We start from the raw sequence: 20,091 nt of genomic DNA, 5'->3' as shown, positions 1-20,091 counted from the left end.
GTAATCATTGTCTTATTATCCTTGTTGGCGTGCGCCCTATCTCATTAGCAAAATGACAGCGGCGGTAACCAGCAGATTAATCAAGGTTACAGGTAAGCAAACTTTCCAGCCAAAATTCATCACCTGATCATAACGGGGACGCATGAGCGAACCCCGTGCCAAGATAAACATCGTCATAAAGAATAGCGTCTTTATCATGAACCAAAATGCAGGCGGCACAAAAGGGATATCTAAATTGAAGGGGGCAAGCCAACCGCCAAAGAACAGACAAGTCATCAGGGCTGAGATAAGTACAACGTTGACATACTCTCCAATAAAGAACATACCAAACTTCATGCCAGAGTATTCAACATGATACCCCTCAGCAAGCTCCTGCTCAGCTTCTGGCTGATCAAAGGGATGCCTGTGAGTGACCGCAACACCTGCGACCACAAAGGTCAAAAACCCTAGGAACTGCGGGATGATGTACCAGCCGTCTATTTGTGATTCAACGATTTCACGTAAGTTAAAGGAGCCTGTCAATGCGACCACGCCCATCAAAGACAAGCCTAAAAATACCTCATAACTAATGGTTTGTGCCGCTGAACGCAGACCGCCTAATAGCGAGAATTTGTTCGCTGACGCCCAGCCGCCAAACATCACCGCGTAAACAGCAATACCTGCCATGGCAAAAAAGAATAAAATACCGATATCCCAGTCCGCAACCCCAAGGGTTGGCGAGATAGGAATAATGGCAAAAGACGCCAAAGCGGTAAACATCGCTACCGCCGGTGCTAAGGTAAAGATAAACTTGTCAGTGAAGTTTGGCGTCCAATCTTCTTTAAAGAAGATTTTGAGCATATCTGCAACCAGTTGCAAGGAGCCAAAGGGACCGACGCGATTAGGACCATAACGGTCTTGCCACAATGCAAGCATACGGCGCTCATAGACGATCATCAAAGCGGCGACGATAACCACGACCAAAAATATCACAATCGATTGCACAACCAAAAACAATATAGACCAAGCATCAAAGGTCATCATGTTTGCCAAAAGGGCGGGCACATCAGGGATAATACGAGTCACTTGCATTTTACGCCCCTTGATCGCTAATTGGTGCTACGAGCTCATCATCTAAAGCATCTGTATCATTGACCATGTCATCAGCCATGCTACCTGCGATAGTGACTGGCGCATCAACGCGGCGTACTGAGGCTGGCAATGTCGGATGAATAATGCTGACTTGCCCAACTGGGTAGCCGATACAGCCCTCTGCTAGGTACTGCACTAACTGCACGGGCAGTGTTATCTGCCGATTATCAATCTCTATCGCCAAATAGTCTCCAGCGAGCAGACCCCAAGCCTTGGCATCATCCATACCAACGCGCCAACTGGCAATTGGCAACTGCTTAGCTACAATGGGACTGCGCGAGGCCATCATAGAGCTGGCGTAGATATTATAGATTGGCACTAATTTGGCGCGGCCCTCTTGCATATCAGTTGCCGCGTAAGACGCTGCTTCTGGTGCTACGTACTGACGGCTAGGCAGGCGCTCAAAGCTATCGAACAAGCGCACCCCAGGGTCGCCGCCTTTAAGATGACCGCCAACTTTATCTTGATATTTATTCCAAGCTTGCGGCGAGTTCCAGCCTGCAGCACTGGCAAAAGGAATCATCGCGCCCTTGGTCTGCTTGCCGCTATAGCCTTCCATCGAAAAGGTAAGACCGGTATCTAAGTCTTTGGGCTGCATAGGCTCGTGAACAGATATTGGCGCACGCATCGCGGTACGACCTGAGTAGCGGCGCGGCTGACGGGCGATTTTGAGTCCTGTAATACGGTAATCTGCATCGGGAGCCGCGCCTTTGATACCAGCCAGCTTAGGATGCGTTGCAATCAAAGCGTTAATGACATCATCAAGCTGTGTCCAATCGACCTCTTTGCCCTCGATGCTACTGTGTACCGCGTGCAGCCAGCGCCAACCTTCTTTGATACTGCTCATTGGATGATAGTAGTTGCTGTCGTAGACTTGAAAGAAGCGCTGAGCACGGCCCTCGCTTGACACAAGCGTTCCATCTGCTTCCGCAAAGCTCGCAGCTGGCAGTACAATATCGACGTCTTTATGCCATTCAAGCAGCTGATGATCGAGCGCGATAACCGTTTTATCGCTCAGTAGTTGCGTAAGCTTATTGGCATCAATAGCGTCTGTTAATTGGTTTTCAGCGACAATGACGACATCAAATTCAGTAGCTAATAACTCCTCTACTGAGTGACCGCCTAGCATACACACGCCCATGCTATTGGCATCAGAAACCGTCAGATAAATACCCGCTTGACCGTGATACTGTTTATTGACTTCTTTGAGTTCAAGAGCATCCGCAGGCTCGCGTTCAACGTCGTCTTGGGCATCTTTATTGGTACCCATTTGCGCTTTAGCTGGTTTGGCTTCTAACTCTTTGTCTTCTTCAGGCTGATCATTAGCAGCTTGTGCTTGTGCAGCTTTCACCCTCTTATTGTGCGCCTCAACCTGCTCTTGCTCAGTCGCCTTGATCGCTTGACGTTTTTGCGTAAGCGCTTGAGTAATCTGCGCCGCTGCCTCTATCAAAGCCGTAGATGACAAGCTACTACCTGATATCACTAATGGTCTATCTGCCTGAATCAAATCATAAGCGATCTGTTGAGCCAGCACTTGCATAGGATCAGCACTAGCATCATCGCCATCACTGTTACTTAGCTCAGATTTTTTCAGGTCTGCTATCTCTGACAAGTCATCAGCAAAATTGCTAATCTCATCAGCGACCCTAAAGCCAAGGCGCGTGATGTCTTCAGGCGTCGCAACTACGCTTGATTTACTAATATCATCAAGCTTAGTTTGAGTGACATCGATGATATAAACGGGGCTTAAAGCATCTTGAGCGATGCGTTTGACAGGTTCCGCAAGCCAAGACTGAGTCTTGAGCGCTGCCGCCATTTTCAGGCCTTCGTTCTTTGCTGCTTGACGTACGGATAGCGCCACTCGCGATGAGGTTTGAGTGATATCTTCACCCAAGATGAGCACAGCATCATGGCTTTCGATCTCATTCATACTTGGGTTATGTATACCCTCAGTGCTGAGCACTTCGATACATTTATGCACTAAGTTTTGCTGCTGATGATTAAGACCTGTCGAGAAGTTGTCAAAACCAACCAAGTTTTTGAGGGCAAAGTTAGTCTCAAGACTCGCTCTAGGTGAGCCAATACCGATGACTTTTTTGTCTGTGAGGCGTTTGATAGTCTCATCTAACGCATAATCAATATTGATCTTGACGTGTTTGTCATTGATACGCTCAAGCGCCCCAGTCGGACGATCAGCACGGTTGACATAGCCATAACCAAAACGACCACGGTCACATAAGAAATAACCGTTGACCTCACCATTGTAGCGGTTTTCAATACGGCGCAACTCACCATAACGCTCACCAGGTGAGATATTGCATCCCGCCGAGCAGCCATGACAGATACTAGGCGCGTACTGCATATCCCATTTACGGTTGTAGCGCTCTGAGTGAGTTTGATCGGTAAACACCCCAGTTGGGCAGACTTCTGTTAAATTACCTGAAAATTCACTTTCAAACTGCCCGTCTTTGTCACGACCAAAATAAACCCGATTGTTTGAGCCATATACACCCAAATCCTCGCCACCTGCATAGTCTTTGTAGAATCTAACGCAGCGATAGCAAGCGATGCAGCGGTTCATCTCATGACCGATAAACGGGCCCAAATCTTGGTTATGATGAGTACGTTTGGTAAAGCGATAGCGGCGCGTATTATGACCTGACATATAGGTCATATCTTGCAAGTGACAGTGACCGCCCTCTTCACAAGTAGGGCAATCGTGTGGATGATTGGTCATCAGCAGCTCAACCATCGAGGCCCGAAACGCTTTGGCCTCGTCATCAGTGACTGAGATGTACATGTCATTGTCTGGCGCGACCATACAGGACATTACTAGTCGCCCCTTGCCCGCTTTCATGTCCTCTTCGTTTTGATACTGCTTAACCGCGCACTGACGGCATGAGCCTACTGAGCCAAGCGCAGGATGATAACAAAAATACGGTACATCAATACCTAGAGATAGACAGGCTTGTAGCAAGTTATCGCTGCTATCTACTTCGACAGTGGTGCCGTCAATATGGATGACTGCCATGCCGCTCTCCTTATTTCACTACTGGCTGAGGATTGGCCGCGGCGTCTATGACGTCAGCACCAACCGCCTGCGCGATTTTTTGATCAAACTCAGGACGGAAATATTTGATAGCACTCATTAGTGGCTCCATCGCTCCTGGCGCGTGGGCACAAAAGGTTTTGCCAATCCATAAATCCCGAGTTAATCCTTCTAATTTTTCGACGTCGCCGATTTGCCCTTCGCCGTCGTTAATCGCAGTGAGCAATTTGACGCCCCACGGTAGACCATCACGGCATGGCGTACAAAAGCCGCACGATTCGCGCTGAAAGAAAATCTCTAAGTTACGTAATAAAGGCACCATATCTTGTGCTTCATCTACGACCATAATAAGACCGGTGCCCATACGGCTACCTGCGTCTTGAATACTATCAAAATCAACGACAATATCTAAATGATCAGCGGTCAAAAAGTCTGTGGACGCCCCACCAGGCAACCACGCTTTTAGCGTCTTACCCTCTAACATACCGCCTGCAAAGTCTTCAATAATCTCACGCGCAGTATAACCAAAGGGCAGCTCCCATAAACCAGGATCCTTGACCAAACCTGAGCAGCCAAATAGCTTGGTGCCAGGGGTTTTGCTTTTGCCTTTAATCTCAGACAATGACTGATACCAGTCTACGCCGTGATTTAGAATAGCTGGCATGTTGCACAAGGTCTCAACATTATTGACAACCGTTGGACGACCCCAAGCGCCAGAGATTTGCGGAAATGGCGGTTTGGTACGTGGGTTAGCACGGCGACCCTCTAGGCAATTGATCAACGCCGTCTCTTCACCGCATATATAACGCCCAGCGCCCGTATGTACGTGCAGATTAAAACTAAAATCTGTCCCTAAGATATTATCGCCCATCAAGTTATTGGCGATACACTCATTAATAGCAGTAACCAAACGCTCGGCGGCCAAAATATACTCGCCGCGAATAAAGATATAGCCGTCGGTAGCCCCAATCGCATGAGCAGTAATGAGCATGCCTTCGATGAGCTGAAACGGTAGGCGCTCCATTAACAAGCGATCTTTAAAGGTGCCCGGCTCCATCTCATCAGCGTTACAAATAAGATAGCGCGGCAAGCCATCTGGTGGCGACATAAAAGACCACTTAAGACCAGCATTAAATCCTGCGCCGCCGCGGCCTCTAACATTGGCCGCTTTGATCATATTTTCGACGTCTTTAAACGGCTTATCTAGTGCCTTTTTTAGCCCATCAAAGCCTTGTAGCGATTGATATGTAGCTAAATCAAGTACGGCGTCATGGTGTGCAAGACGCCATGTAAGCGGCATAGTTTCGCTAGTGGCGCTCGCCTTGTCGCCATAGATGGGGATACGTTGCTCATTGAGCTGGCTTGGCGCTTTGCCTTGCCCGCGCTGAGCGATCTGTTCAGATAAGGTCAGTCTCATGCGTATAGCTCCAGTAGTTGCGCGACCTCAGTAGGCTCAATAGGACCATAAGTGTCCTCATCGATGAGCACCGCAGGGCCTTTATCACAATTGCCCAGGCAGCAAATCGGCAACAAGGTAAAACGGCCATCAGGAGTTGTTTGCCCATATTCGATACCCAATTGCAAGCGTAGCTCAGCCGATAGCGCTTCGTACCCTGTCAAGTAACAGGCTACAGAATCACAAATCAAAATCACGTGACGACCGACAGGCTGACGATAAATACGATTAAAAAAAGTAGCGACGCCGTCCATATCAGTCACGGGAATATCTAAAAGATTGGCAATAGCGTTCACTTGAGCGTCATCGACCCAGCCGTTGCGCTTTTGCACGATTTTGAGGGCGTCTAATGAGGCGGCGCGAGCATGCGGGTAATGATGCATAAACTCGTGAATAGCATCAATCTCACTTACGGTCAAAATACTAGCCACATCTACTTTTGGCATTTTGTCAGAAACAATTCTCATAATCTCTTGTCAATCCTTACTTATCTTGCGCTCAATTGTTTAACGATCACAATCTGCCATAACGATATCAATTGAAGCCAAATACATAATAGCGTCAGAAACCAAAGAGCCATTAATCACAGAGGGCATTTGTTGCAAATGGGCAAACGTCGGCGTACGAATACGAGTACGATAGCTCATAGTCGCCTTGTCCGAGGTAATATAATAACTGTTCAAGCCTTTGGTGGCCTCAACTATCGTTGCGCACTCACCCGCTGGCATAACAGGGCCCCAAGAGACAGAGATAAAGTGATTAATCAAGGTTTCGATATCGTTCAAAGTGCGATCTTTAGGCGGTGGTACTGATAGAGGATGATCCGCTTTATAAGGTCCTTGAGGCATGTTATCCATACACTGGCGGATGATACGCAAGGACTGGCGCATCTCTTCGACTTTGATCATACAGCGATCATAAGCATCACCGTTATAACCAATAGGCACTTCAAAATCATAGTTCTCGTAGCCCATGTACGGGCGAGCCTTACGCAAATCAAAGTCTATACCCGTGGCGCGCAGACCTGCTCCTGTCACGCCCCAAGCGAGTGCTTGCTTGGCATTGTATTGAGCGACGCCTTGGGTACGACCTTTGAGTACGCTGTTTTGTAATGCGGCTTTGACATACTCATCCAAGCGCTTAGGCATCCAGTCCAAAAACTCACGAACTAGGCGCTGCCAACCACGCGGTAGATCGGCTGCCGTACCACCAATGCGAAACCACGCTGGATGCATGCGATAGCCGGTTACCGCCTCAATGACGTCATAAGCTTTTTGGCGATCAGTGAACATATAGAATACTGGCGTCATTCCGCCCGCATCTTGAATAAAGGTGCCGACAAAGAGCAAATTATTCGTAATACGGAAAAACTCACTCATCATGACGCGAATGGTCTCAGCGCGCGGCGGAATAGTAATGCCCGCGAGCTTCTCGACCGACATAATGTATGGCAGCTCGTTCATCACCCCGCCAAGGTAATCAATACGGTCAGTGTAAGGAATATAAGAGTGCCAAGTCTGGCGCTCTGCCATCTTCTCAGCGCCGCGGTGGTGATAGCCTATATCAGGGATACAATCGACGACTTCTTCGCCGTCAAGCTGGAGCACCAAACGAAACGCACCATGAGCAGAAGGGTGATTGGGGCCGATGTTCAAGAACATAAAGTCCTCGTCACGTCCCGAGCGCTTCATGCCCCACTCTTCTGGAACAAAACGCAGATTTTCTTGCTCGTATTGTTGTTTAGCGGCATTTAGAAAGTATGGGGTAAATTCTGTCGCGCGCGCATGGTACTCTTTACGTAGCGGATGACCTTCCCAATACTTGGGCAATAAGATACGCGTTAGATGCGGATGCCCGCTAAAGACGATACCGAACATATCCCATACTTCGCGCTCATACCAGTTGGCATTGGGCCAAATATTGGTCGCGCTTGGCACCGTCAGATCGTCTTCATCTAGTGCCACTTTGATACGTACATCACTGTTGCGCTCAAAGGACATCAGATGATAAAACACCGTAAAGTCGCTATCAGGCAGGCCTCGACGATGCTGGCGTAAACGCTCATCCATCGCCGACAGATCAAATAGCGTGACATAGGGTTTGGGTAGCTTACGCAAAAACAGGAGAATATCTAGCAAGTCGGCACGCGCCACCCATACGGTTGGAATCTCATCGACCGTATGCTGCACAACGAACTTACCCGCGTACTTATGGGTCAGCTCTTGAATGACTACCGGTACAGGTTTGATCTTGGGATCTATGTTATCAACTACCGTGACCATGAATGAGGGTTTCCTTCATTACTCATAACTTGTGACAAGCGATATAAGCTAACGACTATAGAAATAGCGGCTCTAAATACTATCTGGGCTACGCAAGTTTTTGACCGCGATGCGATCAGCTTGCTTGCGATCGCGCTCAGGCGTCATTTGCGGCTGATAAACGCCTTGCTCGTTGACATGAATTCCTAGCGGACGGCGCTCTTTAGTAATCGACTCTTGCAGCAGCATCAAGCCTTGAATCAGCGCTTCTGGGCGCGGTGGGCACCCTGGCACATAGACATCAACGGGGATGATTTTGTCCACGCCTTGTACGACCGAATAGATGTCATACATACCGCCTGAATTGGCACATGCGCCCATAGAAATGACCCATTTTGGCTCAAGCATCTGCTCATAAAGGCGCTGAATAACGGGCGCCATTTTGACAAAACAAGTCCCCGCGACGATCATTACATCAGCCTGACGAGGTGATGCGCGAATGACCTCAGCACCAAAGCGTGACAAATCATGAACAGCGGTCAAAGTGGTTGCGTACTCAACGTAACAGCAAGAAGTACCAAAGTTAAAGGGCCAGAGTGAATGCTTGCGACCCCAGTTGGCAGTTGAGTGTACCATGTCCTCTAAGCGGCCCATAAAGACGTTTTTATTGACTTCATCTTCTATAGGATCGTTGACCGTTTGACGGGTTTGGGCAGGATAGATATCGGCGTCAGGATTGGCTTTTGTTAGGGTGTACTTCATAACAGATAACCTTTATTTTAGGGCGTGTATACCATCGCCACTATTTGTGCACATTTTTTTGTTGAGCTGATTCTGCAAAATCTACCGTAGTGACGTTACCTGTGGTATTGATATGATCGATGTTTTGCAGATGACGACGATTGGTCTCGATGTTGTTTGAGACGTTGATCTGACCTGAGGACTGCGCAGGTATCTTACCTGTCGGATCGACCATCAACTCATTTACGCCATCGAATTTGGTAATACTGGCCAAATTAAACCCTGCTGGTGCTGTGGTTAAACGCGCAGTCTTCTTACGTTTATCAGCAGGTGCCCAGTTCATTGCACCTAGACTTAGCTCATAGACCAAGCCTATAAGCAAAATAATAATAAAGACAGCGGCGGCTGCAAAACCCACCCAGCCTGCCTCTACGACTGAGACCGAATAAGCATACAAATACAAAGCTTCTAGATCGAAAATCACAAAAAAGATGGCAACCAAATAAAATTTGGCAGACAAGCGAATACGGGCGTTACCAGATCCGACAACGCCTGCCTCAAACACTTCTTCTTTTTGTGAGCCGCCCGAGCGTCCGCCGAGTAATCGCGGGACGACCAGCATGAATACGACCAAACCAATAGCGGCTAAAATAAAAGCAACTGCTGACCAATCAAAAGCAGACATGATAATCCTTGCTCCTCACCTAATCTGTACAAGTGCGCCTTAATAAAAGCGTCATACAGATAAAAGCACAGATTTGCTGTGCTGGTAATGACCAATTATCAGTATTACTGACAACTCACCTTGCTAAGTTAGTATTTTAGGCAATCACAAAGAGTAAAGCGCCATAAATACAAAGCTTGCGAGCATATCGCTGGTTGTATACAAACATATCAAATCAATGTCTTATTCATTGATTTAATAGCTCATAACACAAGGTCAATAATAGGGTGACAACTGGCATAAAATGTTTACATACTATACGCATATCAAGGCTTAAAAGCCAGTTTTTAGATGTATTAACTGGTCATTTTATATGCTACAAAACGTGTATTTTCGTGCTTTTATTTTGGCATAAAGACTACTGATTATGCTTGTTATAATAGCGTATAAACCCTAATACTAAAGCGTTGTAGCAAAGACAAAAACAGACTACTTGCCCCTAGAGTTAAATAGTAATTTTTAGGTATTTAGCAAACCCGATTTTTAAGATAAAAAAAAGGACAAGTCCGATAATGGCTTGTCCTTTTATATTTGAAGCTTGCTGGTATTTTAAGCCTACTGATTGATAACGTCAACGCCTTTTGGTGGCGTGAATTTAAACTGACTGCTATTAATACTCGGATTGAGCTTGATATTGCTAAACTTGATTGAGGTAGTTTGACCCAAAGTATCGTTAAGCACCATCATGACAGGCTTACCGCCACTAAAGCTCATCGACAAACTCTTAAAGCTGGCATCGCCTGATTTGGGATAAAGCACGTAATAGTTTTTGGTTGCATAAGGCTGAGTGACTTTGAAGTTTTGGGCGATTTTGCTTGGGTCACCTGACAATAGTAGCGCTGGTGTATTGCCCACTTGAGTGTCGACCCCTTGCTTAGTGGCCTGCTCTAAATCTTTATCATAGATCCACATTGAGCTACCGTTGGCGACAATGAGTTGCTCGGAGGGCGACTTGGTTTCCCAGCGAAAGTTATTAGGGCGCTCAACGCTCATCGAGCCTTTAAAAGTGCCGCTACTTGCGCCTTTGGTCGTTTGGGTAAAGTTGGCGCTCATGCTTTTAGTATTAGTAAGCAATTTATTTAAGCGCTTAGCAGCGGTCAAATTGTCAGCAGGTGCTGCGGTAGCAGTTTGCGTCATCGCTATCATGGGCGCAGCGACCCCTAATGAGGTGACCAAAACGCCAGCTAAAACGCCGCCCATCAATTTTTGCTTAAAAGTGCTTTGTTTATTTAAATTATTCATAATTATTCCTCTCTAAAATGCACGATCGCATTAATAAAAAATCAAAGTGTTATTCGATACTTAATGACCTTATGCCTTTTTTCTTGAGTGCTATTAGGCAATGACGACAGTGTGCCAGTTTTTTTATTACGCGCCTAGACATGATTTGCAATCATTACTACGCATGGCATACGCGCTTGTAACGCTCACAGCAACGTCAAATGCCACAAAGATAATACGAGCTGTTTATTATGTGCAGACTCGTTTGTCTGTTTTATACTCTATACATATAAAAAGTCCCTACTACCAATAGGTAATAGGGACTTTGTTGCTTGCTCTGCTATGATCTAAAAAACATGACCTAAGCAACAGTATCTAAAAAAGATCATAGATAGCGTGCAATTATGCGTTTTCAACCATAACGTAGCGACGGTTGAATTTGCCTTTAGTTGCAAACTTAACCACACCGTCGTTCAGTGCAAATAAAGTATGGTCGCGGCCCATGCCAACGCCTTCGCCTGCGTGGAATTCTGTACCACGTTGACGAACGATGATGTTACCAGCGGCGATCGTTTGACCACCAAAGATTTTTACACCAAGCATTTTTGGGTTTGAATCACGACCGTTACGACTTGAGCCGGCAGCTTTTTTATGTGCCATGGATAATTCTCCTTGTTAATGTGACTTACCGCTGATGCGATAACTCTTAAGCATTCTGCGCTATATCATTTAGCTTTTGAGCCAAATTCAAAATTAAGCGTTGATCGCTTTGATTTTTAACAAGGTGTACCATTGGCGGTGACCTTGCTCTTTGTGATAATGCTTACGACGGTTGTGCTTGATGATACGGATTTTTTCGCCGCGACCATGCTCAACCACTTCAACTTCTACGCTTGCGCCGTCTACAACAGGCTGACCGATTTTGACGTCATCGCCATCAACAACCATCAACACGTCTTCAAATTTGATCGTTTCGCCTTTCTCTGCCTTTAATAGTTCAACTTTTAAAAGCTCATCGACGACTACACGGTGCTGTTTGCCACCAGTTTTGATTACTGCGTACATTGTCTGACTCCGTTTAACCCGTGTGCCGTGGCTGATATCATACCAGCGCTTTTATGACGAACACGACAGGGAAAAATTAAAGGCAAGATTTTACTTGTCTTTTGCAGCAAAAGCAAGTCATCTCTCTTGTTCGCTCTGCGCTTTTAAATCAGTATACTCACCACTTAGTAAGTAGTCACTCAGTAAGTAGTTAATCTGATAATCTTATAGCACAGCGCTCGCTATTATAGCCTATCTAATCAACGACTTACAAACAGCATTTTGACCTGATAAGATGATATATTAATTATGTCTGTTAGTAGCAATTTTGCTGACTATTTAAGCACCGTCTTAATAGCTGCACGCAATGAGTACGTCTTTTAATACAGCGATTAGACTTGCCAGCTATGCTATTATAAGCGCATTTGCAACTTCATCATTTTTTGTAGACCGATTATTTGCTCATTTTTAAGTGAGTTTTTATTCCTTTGATATGACGATTGATTATGACTAGTGCCCCTTTATCTACATCAAAAACACCCTCTACCCTAATCTATAGCGAGATTCAAAGCATCGTTGCAAGCGACTTTGAGATCATGGATAAGCAAGTCTTTGGGAGTCTTAATTCAAAAGTACAGCTGGTGATGAGCGTCTCTCAGCATGTGATTAATGCTGGCGGCAAACGTATGCGCCCGCTGATAACGCTGCTTTGCGCGCGGATGCTAAATGATGAGCCCTCAACGCAGGCCATGCATTTAGCGGCGATTACTGAGATGCTGCATACCGCCACTTTGGTTCATGATGATGTGATTGATGAGTCAGGACAGCGCCGCGGCAAACCCACTGCCAATGCCACTTGGGACAATGCCACCGCTGTGCTCGTAGGCGACTACCTAATTGCCCGCGCTTTTAATTTGCTTGTCGGTTTTGGAAGTTTGTCTCTATTACAATTGTTCTCCGATGGCACTTGTGATATCGCTGAAGGGGAGGTGTTGCAGCTTCAGCATCAGCACAATCCTGCGGCAACTGAGACGGATTACCTGAACATTATCGATGGCAAAACCTCACGGCTGTTTATGATGGCAACCCAAGGCGCCGCCATTTTGCAAAAGCAAGAACAGCATATGCAGGCGCTCTCTGATTTTGGTCAGCACTTTGGCAATGCCTTTCAGATCATTGATGATGTGCTTGATTACAGCGGTGATAGCGAGCTTATGGGCAAAAACTTAGGGGACGACTTAAGTGAAGGCAAACCTACCTTACCGACGATTAAAGCGTTGGAGCTCTTAAAGAGTAGTGACTCAAAAGGTTATGAGCAGCTGCGGGTGGCCGTTCAGACGGGCAAAACACCCAATGCTAAGCAGCTTATTGATTTGGTACGTCAGTCAGGAGCGCTTGCCTATTGTACTGCGCGAGCATTAGAAGAAACTAAGCTTGCACAACAAGCTCTTAGCACTCTACCTGACAATCGCTATCGACTTGGACTATATCAATTAACTGAGCTTGCCAGCGCACGACTGTTATAGAGTATTATTTGAATCTATAACAAAAGTTAACAATTTTTTATAGGGAATAATTTTTTATTGCTAGTGCTCGATTGTTAAGCCAGCTTATAGGCTACGCGCTTTGTAAGTAGATAAAATACATAGATCTTAATATAAAGCGCTTTATGACGACTTGACTATAGGGTGTACCCAATAGTTTATAATAGCGAATAATTTTTCACTTATACTTTTTACGCATACTTGTTGTTCATACTTAGTTATTCATATTTAGCTTAAACCCCATTATTAGATAGCTTCTAGACATAAAATGATGAGTACCTCAATGGCATTTATCAGCTTAACGGTTATCTACTTTACTTATATCGTATCTATATCGACGAGGACCTTGATGAAGCACTCTACTCTTGCGCTTGTAATGGCCACTGTACTATCTGGAGCTGTACTGGTTGGCTGTGACAAAAAAGACGAAGACGCCGCAGCGGCGCAGCAACAGATGCCGCCCGCTGTTGTCAATGTTCAAGCCGTCACCTTTGGATCAGTTCCTCAAGTTCAAACCTTTTCTGGTCGTACCGCCGCCTTTGAAACCGCCGATGTGCGTCCACAGGTGAGCGGCGTGATTGAAGAGGTATTGTTCCGTGAAGGCAGTAACGTCAAATCAGGTCAGCCGCTTTATCGGATTAACACCGATAACTACGCGTCATCTATTACTAGTGGTCAGGCCGCTATCGCTCAAGCACAAGCCAATCGTCAGACCGCAATAGCCAATAACGCTAACGCCAAAGCTGAGCTCGCTAGCCGTCAAGCGTCGCTTGCACAGGCCCAAAACGATTTGCAGCGACTGCAAGGCTTGGTCGATATCGATGCGATCTCCAAACAGCAATATGATCAAGCCGTCACGCAGGTTCGTACCGCGCAGGCCGCTTTGGAGAGTGCGCGCGCGGCAGTAGGACAAACGCAAGCTGGTATATCTAGTGCAGAAGCAGGCATTCAAAGCGCGCAGGCCGCCCTAGACGCGAGTACTTTGGATCTTAATCGCACCATTGTCAGAGCACCCATTGCAGGTCGTACGGATCGCTCAAGCGTCACCGCTGGTACTTTGGTTAGTGCAGGTCAGCCCGATCCCTTGGTTACCGTCTCACGTCTTGATCCCATCTATGTCGATATTAGTCAGTCTTCATCCGAGCTACTTAAACTGCGCCAACAAATATCTGAAGGCACAGCCCAAGCTGGTATGAATACGGTTGAGCTAGTGTTAGAGGACGGTTCGGTATATCCAGTACGTGGCAGGCTCGCTTTATCAGAAGCTAAAGTGGATCAATCGACAGGCGCAGTCACGCTGCGGGCTATATTTCCAAATCCAAATAACGTTCTGCTTCCAGGTATGTATGTCTCAGCGCGCTTGACGCAAAGCGTTATCACTAATGCCGCCTTACTGCCACAGAGCGCGGTTATGCGTACGCCTAAGAGTGAAACGCAGGTGTATATCGTCGATCAAAACAACAAAATTCAAGTGCGACCCGTTACGGTCAACGGTACTTTCGATGGTCAATGGGTCATCACTGACGGCTTGCAAGCAGGCGATCAAGTGGTCATTATTGGCGGTGCTAAAGTCAAACCTGAACAAGAAGTCGTTGCCAAACCGCTTGAGAGTGCTAATCCTGCGCCATCGGCAAATACTGCTAGTGGCAGTGCTAATGCCAAAACGCCGCAGCAAGCTGCCAAAACGATGAATGAGCCAGCTGGCGATGACGCTTCTAATGACAATTCAGTTGAAGCTTCTGCTAACTAATTCCATTCAAAGATAGGAAGACTTAGGGATATACTATGTCAGTTTTTTTTATTAATCGCCCTATTTTTGCATGGGTAATGGCCATTTTGGTCATGCTTATCGGGGTCATATCGGTCATCAATCTGCCGATTGAACAGTATCCACGTATTGCGCCGCCGACGATTTCAGTGAGTGCCAGCTACCCTGGCGCAAATGCGCAAACGGTCGAGAACTCTGTCGTTCAGGTCATCGAGCAGCGCATGAAAGGCCTTGACGGTCTGATGTATATCTCATCGTCTAGCTCCTCTAATGGCGGCGCGACCGTTACGCTCACCTTTGAGAACGGTACTGATCCTGATACCGCACAAGTACAAGTACAGAACAAGCTACAATCGGCTATGAGCTCATTGCCTGAATCCGTTCAGCGCCAAGGGGTCAATGTCAACAAGTCCTCCAGTAGCTTTATGATGGTACAGGCCTTTATCTCAGAAGATGGGAATATGGACCGCGCTGATATTGCTGATTATGTCAGCTCAAATGTCGTCGATCAGCTCAGCCGCGTCGAAGGCGTTGGTGAAGTACAGCTATTTGGTTCTACTTATGCCATGCGTATCTGGCTAGACCCTGCGCGCTTACGTAGCTATAACATGGTGCCAAGCGACGTCGTCAATGCGGTTCGCGCGCAAAACGCTCAAGTCTCAGCAGGACAATTAGGCCAAGCGCCCGCCGATACCGACCAGCAGGTTATTAACGCGACGGTTACGGTACAAAGCTATCTACAAACGCCAGAAGAGTTCGCCAATATCCTACTCAAAACAGACGTCTCAGGCGCGCAAGTACGCTTGGGTGATGTGGCAGATGTCGAGATTGGTAGTGAAAACTACGGCGTAGTCTCACAGTACAACGGTCAAGAAGCAGCAGGTCTGGGTATCTCGCTTGCAGGCGGCGCTAATGCCTTGGAGACTCGTGAAGCAGTCGCCGATCGTATGGCGCAGCTTGAATCTAACTTCCCAGCAGGTCTAGCTTCTGTTGTACCTTATGACACCACGCCATTTGTGCGCTTGTCTATCGAACAAGTTGTCATGACGCTGCTTGAAGCGATCGTACTGGTGTTTATCGTCATGTTTATCTTTTTGCAGAACTGGCGCGCGACTATTATTCCAACACTTGCTGTTCCTGTCGTTTTGCTTGGCACCTTTGCCGTCTTGTACGTCGCAGGCTTTAGTATCAATGTCTTGACTATGTTTGCGATGGTACTCTCCATCGGTCTACTGGTCGATGATGCCATCGTCGTTGTTGAGAACGTCGAGCGTATATTAGAAGAAGATCCGCATATCTCAATCAAAGACGCGACCATTCAATCAATGGGTGAGATTAGCAAAATTGTAATCGGTATTGCCCTTATCTTGTCGGCGGTATTTGTACCGATGGCGTTCTTTGGCGGCTCAACAGGCGTCATTTATCGTCAGTTCTCGATCACTTTGATTACTGCTATGGTGCTCTCAGCACTAGTCGCCCTTATCTTCACCCCTGCTCTATGTGTGACTTTGCTCAAACGTAGCAAGAGTCATGAAAAAGGCAATACTGAAGCGCAAAAAGGCTTCTTTGGTTGGTTTAACCGTAGCTTCTTTAAGCTCAGCCGCAAATACGAAGGCTTTGTGGGTAAAAGTATCCGTTTTAAATGGTTATATCTGGTGGGCTACGCGATCATCATCGGTATTATGACAGTGGTGTTCTTGCGTATTCCAGGCTCGTTCTTGCCAGAGGAGGATCAAGGTATTATGTTTACCTTAGTCCAGCTCCCAGCAGGTTCCACGCTCGATGAAACCCAAGATGTGCTAGAGAAAGTGCGTACTTATTACGATACCCAAGAGACGGATAATATCGCGTCAGTGTTTACCATTGCAGGTTTTAGTTTTGCCGGACAAGGACAGAATATGGGTCTGGCGTTCGTGCGACTCTCTGATTGGGAGGCGCGTGATGGCGACGAGAACACTGCGCAGGCCGTTGCGGGTCGAGCGATGGGCTACTTCTTTACTCAATTGAACGAAGCGCAAGTATTCGCTATTGTACCGCCTGCCATCACTGAGCTGGGTAACGCTAGTGGTTTTGATTTAATGATTCAAGATACCGGTAATATCGGGCACGATGGGCTGCTTGAAGCGCGCAATATGCTCCTAGGTATGTCCGCGCAAAACGATCAAGTCGCAGGCGTACGTCCTAATGGACAAGAAGATGCGCCGCAGCTTAAAGTCAATATCAATCAAGAGCAAGCGGCGGCCTATGGCTTATCGCTTGGTAGTATCAATAGCGTAATCTCAACCGCTTGGGGGTCAAGTTACATCAATGACTTTATTGATCGTGGCCGTATCAAGCGTGTGTTTGTCCAAGGTGAGCCTAATAGCCGTACCAACCCTGATGATATCGGTAAGTGGTATGTGCGTAATGAGACAGGTGATATGATCTCATTCGATGCCTTCTCAAGTAGTGAGTGGCAATCAGGCTCGCCGCGCTTAACCCGCTATAACAGTCTACCGTCTATGAACATTCAAGGTAGCGCCGCCCCAGGTCTTAGTACAGGTGAGGCGATGAGCGCGATGGAAAACATGATAAGCGAGTTACCCGAAGGTGTGGGTTACGAGTGGACAGGTATGTCACTAGAGGAACAAAAATCTGGTGCGCAGGCTCCTATGCTTTATGCGCTATCTATTTTGGTCGTCTTTTTATGTTTAGCCGCGCTGTATGAGAGCTGGTCTATTCCCTTCTCAGTGCTGCTAGTTATCCCGCTTGGGGTATTAGGTGCGGTCATCTTTACATGGCTGCGAGACTTTGCCAATGATATCTATTTGCAGGTCGGCCTGCTCACCGTCGTCGGTCTCTCTGCTAAGAACGCCATTTTGATTATTGAGTTTGCCAAAGAGCATCAAGAGGAAGGTTATAGTCTCAAAGAGGCGGTTATGACCGCAGCCCGCCAGCGTCTGCGTCCTATTATTATGACCTCGCTTGCCTTTGGCCTAGGTGTCGTGCCGTTATTTATCGCCAGTGGCCCAGGTTCTGGTAGTCAAAACGCGATCGGTACCAGTGTTGTCGGCGGCGTTCTGACAGCAACCTTTTTGGGTATATTCTTTATTCCTATGTTCTATGTTTGGGTACGTAGTCTGTTCCCGCATAAATATGGCAATAACAAACCGCGTGATCCAGATGATGATGGTCACGATAATGGCCCTAACGACGACTCAACAGATGACACTCAGACTTTAGTCACCTCTGAGAATTATCAGCCTGCAAGCTTTGGAGATAATACACAATGAGTAATCCCTCTATTACTGCCCATACAGTGCCCAAGGCAATCACTACAAAAAAGCGAATGCTCGCGTGCAACCCTGTAAAAAAAGCATTTGTAGGGCGCTCAACCCGCCTTTTGAGTTTGAGCGTATTAACGCTAAGTATGACTGCTTGTAACACCATACCAAAAGTAGATACTACGCCTGTGCTGGCGCAGCCAAATATTCCTATTAATGAGTCTTATAGTAATTTTGATAAAGAGACGGTTAGTACGCCGCAGCAGCCAAGCCTAGCTGGTCAGCGCTGGCAGGACTTTTATAGTGACGAGCGCCTAAAAGCACTTATCGCTTTGGGACTTGAGAACAACAAAGACTTTGAGAGTGCGCGTCTTGCGATTGAGCGCGCGCGCGCGCAGTACCGAATCACCGATATTCGCGATTTGCCTACGATTAACGGTCAGGTCGATTACTCTCGTCAAAGCCAAGCCACGCCTCGAACCAGTCTCCCTGGCGGCGGTAGTGTGGGTGGTCGTCAAACAACAGACAGTTATGGTGTCAACTTAGGTCTTGCCAGCTATGAGTTAGACTTTTGGGGTCGCATTGATAGCTTGAAAGATCAAGCGTTGCAGAGCTTTTTGGCAACGACAGCAGCAAAAGATGCCACCAAGATTAGTCTGATCAGTAATATCGCCCAAAGCTATGCTAATTTGAGCTACAGCCTAGCGCAGTTAAAGCTAGCAGAGGCCACTGTCGAGAGCCGTGAGCGCTCGCTATTTATTGCCAATGAGCGCTTTAAAGCAGGTATCGATCCCAAGCTGCCCTCACTGCAATCCTCAGCGGCGCTTGAGAATGCCCGCCTCGCCGTATTACGCGCTCAAAGCAGCATTTTGACCTCTCGTAACGCGCTACAGTTCTTGCTTGGTGCACCGATACCCGGAGAGCTTATCCCAGCGCCTGCGGTCAGTAATATTACAACTCACGAAGTCTTTAGCGCTGGTCTGCCAAGTGAGCTGCTACGCTTTCGTCCCGATGTCTTGCAAGCAGAATATAACCTTAAGGCTGCTGGCGCTAACATCGATGTCGCGCGCGCCGCATATTTTCCAACGATTAGCCTTGCCAGTAGCGTCGGTCTGCGTAGCGATGGGTTAAGCGATTTGTTTGATAGCGACTCCTTTGGTTGGTCGTTTGGTCCCAACCTTAGTGTGCCTATCTTTGATGGTGGCCTGCTTGATGCTAATTATGAAGTGGCACAAGTGGAGCGTAAGCAGAGTCTTGCTCAGTACGAGAGATCTATTCAAACCGCTTTTCGCGAAGTCTCAGACGTCCTTGCCACCCGAGCAACGCTTGGTGAGCAGTTAGCGGCGCAGTACCGTCTGCAAGATAACTTTGATCAAACGTATGAGATTGCTAATGCACGCTTTAAGGCAGGTATCGCAAACTATCTAGATGTTCTCGATGCTCAGCGCTCTTTGTTTTCGACTCAGCAGGGTATCCTAGATTTAGAATTGCAAAAAATCATCAGCCAAATTGAGCTATACCAAGCGCTTGGCGGCGGTGCTAATCTTGATGTACCAACTACCGCTATCCCTGTGCCGCAATATACTAATCTGACGAGTATCGCAACGTTGGTGACCAATAACGCAGAAGCAAAAGCGGCTGAGGCGATTGAAGCGGCAAGCTCTGCCCGCGTAGTCTCTGTAGCCGAAGCTGTCGCTATCAAGCAGGAACAAGGCTCAGATGATATGACCTTTAAGCCAACGGCTATCGTCGATATTGATGATGACAACGATGCTGACGCGGCGGTAGGTTTACTTATTGATGAAAGCGCCGTTGAAACCGTGCCAGTCACGCAGATAAGTGAGCCATAGTTTATTTAGCGTTAATTTATAGATGTTACAGATAAAACG

At 47.1% G+C, this 20,091-nt stretch carries 14 protein-coding genes; 4 read left to right on the top strand and 10 right to left on the bottom strand.

Annotated features, from left to right (window positions below):
- Positions 1–36 precede the first annotated feature (36 nt).
- From nuoH to rplU, 10 genes are all read right to left on the bottom strand, one after another.
- Positions 37–1,023, bottom strand: coding sequence for an NADH-quinone oxidoreductase subunit NuoH (gene nuoH, locus ACR64J_RS03430; protein ID WP_317200319.1), 987 nt, complete (start codon positions 1,021–1,023; stop codon positions 37–39).
- A gap of 49 nt (positions 1,024–1,072) precedes the next feature.
- Positions 1,073–4,162 (bottom strand): NADH-quinone oxidoreductase subunit NuoG, encoded by a 3,090-nt coding sequence (gene nuoG / locus ACR64J_RS03425; RefSeq protein ID WP_435950429.1) that lies wholly within the window; start codon positions 4,160–4,162, stop codon positions 1,073–1,075.
- Positions 4,163–4,172: 10 nt separating this feature from the next.
- Positions 4,173–5,597, bottom strand: coding sequence for an NADH-quinone oxidoreductase subunit NuoF (gene nuoF / locus ACR64J_RS03420; RefSeq protein ID WP_435950428.1), 1,425 nt, complete (start codon positions 5,595–5,597; stop codon positions 4,173–4,175).
- Positions 5,594–6,103: an NADH-quinone oxidoreductase subunit NuoE gene (nuoE, locus tag ACR64J_RS03415; protein WP_435950427.1), complete on the bottom strand. Its 510-nt coding sequence runs from the start codon at positions 6,101–6,103 to the stop codon at positions 5,594–5,596. The genes nuoF and nuoE overlap by 4 nt, the downstream gene beginning before the upstream one ends.
- A gap of 39 nt (positions 6,104–6,142) precedes the next feature.
- Positions 6,143–7,918, bottom strand: coding sequence for an NADH-quinone oxidoreductase subunit C/D (nuoC, locus tag ACR64J_RS03410; protein ID WP_317200284.1), 1,776 nt, complete (start codon positions 7,916–7,918; stop codon positions 6,143–6,145).
- Positions 7,919–7,990: 72 nt separating this feature from the next.
- Positions 7,991–8,659, bottom strand: coding sequence for a NuoB/complex I 20 kDa subunit family protein (locus tag ACR64J_RS03405; protein WP_435950426.1), 669 nt, complete (start codon positions 8,657–8,659; stop codon positions 7,991–7,993).
- A 40-nt stretch (positions 8,660–8,699) separates the two neighbouring features.
- Entirely contained in the window at positions 8,700–9,323 is a 624-nt protein-coding gene (gene ndhC / locus ACR64J_RS03400; protein WP_435950425.1) for an NADH-quinone oxidoreductase subunit A, read from the bottom strand.
- Between the two features lie 594 nt (positions 9,324–9,917).
- A complete protein-coding gene (lolA, locus tag ACR64J_RS03395; RefSeq protein ID WP_435950424.1) occupies positions 9,918–10,604 on the bottom strand; it encodes an outer membrane lipoprotein chaperone LolA in 687 nt (228 codons plus the stop codon).
- A gap of 381 nt (positions 10,605–10,985) precedes the next feature.
- On the bottom strand, positions 10,986–11,243 hold the full coding sequence (gene rpmA / locus ACR64J_RS03390; RefSeq protein ID WP_435950423.1) for a 50S ribosomal protein L27: 258 nt from the start codon (positions 11,241–11,243) through the stop codon (positions 10,986–10,988).
- Between the two features lie 93 nt (positions 11,244–11,336).
- On the bottom strand, positions 11,337–11,648 hold the full coding sequence (gene rplU / locus ACR64J_RS03385) for a 50S ribosomal protein L21 (protein ID WP_058025937.1): 312 nt from the start codon (positions 11,646–11,648) through the stop codon (positions 11,337–11,339).
- A 485-nt stretch (positions 11,649–12,133) separates the two neighbouring features.
- Between rplU and ACR64J_RS03380 the strand changes: the two genes are divergently transcribed.
- The 4 genes from ACR64J_RS03380 to ACR64J_RS03365 all read left to right on the top strand — a co-directional run bounded on the left by ACR64J_RS03380 (position 12,134) and on the right by ACR64J_RS03365 (position 20,052).
- On the top strand, positions 12,134–13,153 hold the full coding sequence (locus ACR64J_RS03380) for a polyprenyl synthetase family protein (RefSeq protein WP_435950422.1): 1,020 nt from the start codon (positions 12,134–12,136) through the stop codon (positions 13,151–13,153).
- 367 nt (positions 13,154–13,520) lie between these two features.
- Positions 13,521–14,921, top strand: coding sequence for an efflux RND transporter periplasmic adaptor subunit (locus ACR64J_RS03375; RefSeq protein WP_435950421.1), 1,401 nt, complete (start codon positions 13,521–13,523; stop codon positions 14,919–14,921).
- Between the two features lie 35 nt (positions 14,922–14,956).
- A complete protein-coding gene (locus ACR64J_RS03370; RefSeq protein WP_435950420.1) occupies positions 14,957–18,211 on the top strand; it encodes an efflux RND transporter permease subunit in 3,255 nt (1,084 codons plus the stop codon).
- Positions 18,208–20,052 (top strand): efflux transporter outer membrane subunit, encoded by a 1,845-nt coding sequence (locus ACR64J_RS03365; protein WP_435950419.1) that lies wholly within the window; start codon positions 18,208–18,210, stop codon positions 20,050–20,052. Before ACR64J_RS03370 ends, ACR64J_RS03365 begins: the two co-directional genes overlap by 4 nt.
- The last annotated feature ends 39 nt before the right edge of the window (positions 20,053–20,091 follow it).

It is taken from the genome of Psychrobacter sp. DM8 (assembly GCF_051307025.1).
Lineage (GTDB): Bacteria > Pseudomonadota > Gammaproteobacteria > Pseudomonadales > Moraxellaceae > Psychrobacter.
Note: the sequence above shows the minus strand (reverse complement) of the source record. Positions and strands in the feature narration are given on the sequence as shown.

Excerpts from the sequence above, each read along its gene's own strand:
- nuoF (WP_435950428.1), bottom strand. The coding sequence starts at position 5,597 with ATGAGACTGACCTTATCTGAACAGATCGCTCAGCGCGGGCAAGGCAAA.
- nuoE (WP_435950427.1), bottom strand. The coding sequence starts at position 6,103 with ATGAGAATTGTTTCTGACAAAATGCCAAAAGTAGATGTGGCTAGTATT.
- ndhC (WP_435950425.1), bottom strand. The coding sequence starts at position 9,323 with ATGTCTGCTTTTGATTGGTCAGCAGTTGCTTTTATTTTAGCCGCTATT.
- ACR64J_RS03375 (WP_435950421.1), top strand. The coding sequence starts at position 13,521 with ATGAAGCACTCTACTCTTGCGCTTGTAATGGCCACTGTACTATCTGGA.
- ACR64J_RS03370 (WP_435950420.1), top strand. The coding sequence starts at position 14,957 with ATGTCAGTTTTTTTTATTAATCGCCCTATTTTTGCATGGGTAATGGCC.
- lolA (WP_435950424.1), bottom strand. The coding sequence starts at position 10,604 with ATGAATAATTTAAATAAACAAAGCACTTTTAAGCAAAAATTGATGGGC.
- nuoC (WP_317200284.1), bottom strand. The coding sequence starts at position 7,918 with ATGGTCACGGTAGTTGATAACATAGATCCCAAGATCAAACCTGTACCG.
- ACR64J_RS03380 (WP_435950422.1), top strand. The coding sequence starts at position 12,134 with ATGACTAGTGCCCCTTTATCTACATCAAAAACACCCTCTACCCTAATC.
- ACR64J_RS03365 (WP_435950419.1), top strand. The coding sequence starts at position 18,208 with ATGAGTAATCCCTCTATTACTGCCCATACAGTGCCCAAGGCAATCACT.
- rpmA (WP_435950423.1), bottom strand. The coding sequence starts at position 11,243 with ATGGCACATAAAAAAGCTGCCGGCTCAAGTCGTAACGGTCGTGATTCA.
- ACR64J_RS03405 (WP_435950426.1), bottom strand. The coding sequence starts at position 8,659 with ATGAAGTACACCCTAACAAAAGCCAATCCTGACGCCGATATCTATCCT.
- nuoG (WP_435950429.1), bottom strand. The coding sequence starts at position 4,162 with ATGGCAGTCATCCATATTGACGGCACCACTGTCGAAGTAGATAGCAGC.
- nuoH (WP_317200319.1), bottom strand. The coding sequence starts at position 1,023 with ATGATGACCTTTGATGCTTGGTCTATATTGTTTTTGGTTGTGCAATCG.
- rplU (WP_058025937.1), bottom strand. The coding sequence starts at position 11,648 with ATGTACGCAGTAATCAAAACTGGTGGCAAACAGCACCGTGTAGTCGTC.